This is a genomic window from Spirosoma utsteinense, assembly GCF_014282275.1.
Lineage (GTDB): Bacteria > Bacteroidota > Bacteroidia > Cytophagales > Spirosomataceae > Spirosoma > Spirosoma utsteinense.
Window position 1 is genome coordinate 1 of record NZ_VFIA01000151.1, and the last position, 1,071, is coordinate 1,071.

The following is a 1,071-nucleotide window of genomic DNA, read 5'->3' on the forward strand; positions in this document are numbered from 1 at the left end:
TTATAGATCCGTGAATTAGTCTGTGAAGAAAGCGATTTCCTTTTTGCGAAAAAAACAACGGATGCGTTTGCGATCAGCCTGTAAATAATGAACCTCTTCCAGCACGGCGGCTTGGAGCGAGTTCAGGCTAGTAAAAATTCGATTTTTCAGCGATCGCTTAAGTTGGCTCCAGACTAATTCGACCGGATTGAGCATGGGACTATAAGCCGGTAAACGCTCTAGATGCACTCGACCAGGTCGACGGTGAAGCCAATCTTTGACGGTCTGCGAACGATGGATGGCCGCTCCATCCCAAATAACCAGCAGGTTTCGACGTCGGTAATGCCAACAAAGCTTGCCTAAGAACCAGCTAATCGCTTCGCTGTCAAAAGGCTGATCTTGACCCGCCAGATACAAGCGACCGTTTGGGGCAATAGCGGCAATCAGATTGAGGTGAGCTCGACCGGCCTGTTCCACAAGCAAAGGTGTTTGACCACGAGGAGCCCAGCTATGGGCTACGAAAGGCAATAAATAACAAGCGGCTTCATCCACGTAGAGAATCGTCCGCCCTTCAATTTGGGCTTTTTTTGAGGGCGGGCAGCCGTTCTTCGTGCCAATTGACAACAGCCTGGGGATCCTGTTGGCGAGCTAGGCGAGCAGGTTTTTGGCGACTCCAGCCCACCTTCTTGAGTAGTCGGCCGATCTGAGACGGATCGTAGCTGACGCCAAAGAGTTTGTCGATAACCTGGTTGATGCGTAGCCGGGTCCAGACCTGGCCTGAAAAGCCGTGATGCTCAGCGCCTTTAGTCAACTCCGTAGTTAGCTCATCAAGTTGCTCCATCGTCAGCCGGGGTGGTGCTCCGGTCCGTTTGCCAGTTATCAAGCCGGCCTCCCCCTGTTGGCGAAAGGTTTTGAGCGTCTGACTAACCCAGGCGGGTGTCAGACCAAACGCCCGGGCAATACCGGCCTGCTTCCAGCCTGCTTGTTTGAGTTCGACACAGCGATGCCGCAGCGCTTCGTAATCTGCCTGTTTGTAGGTAGCCATAAAAACCCAAAGCACAAACATTAATGGACTTACTCACGCATCAATAA

The 1,071-nt window shown here is 52.2% G+C and carries 2 protein-coding genes; both read right to left on the reverse strand.

The features are described from left to right. Positions 1-15: 15 nt before the first annotated feature. The gene (locus tag FH603_RS28860) at positions 16-603 is read right to left on the reverse strand and encodes an IS630 family transposase (protein WP_244968049.1); all 588 of its coding nucleotides are present in this window, start codon (positions 601-603) and stop codon (positions 16-18) included. Then, positions 551-1,024: a helix-turn-helix domain-containing protein gene (locus FH603_RS28865; RefSeq protein ID WP_235985670.1), complete on the reverse strand. Its 474-nt coding sequence runs from the start codon at positions 1,022-1,024 to the stop codon at positions 551-553. The genes FH603_RS28860 and FH603_RS28865 overlap by 53 nt, the downstream gene beginning before the upstream one ends. Between the last annotated feature and the right edge of the window lie 47 nt (positions 1,025-1,071).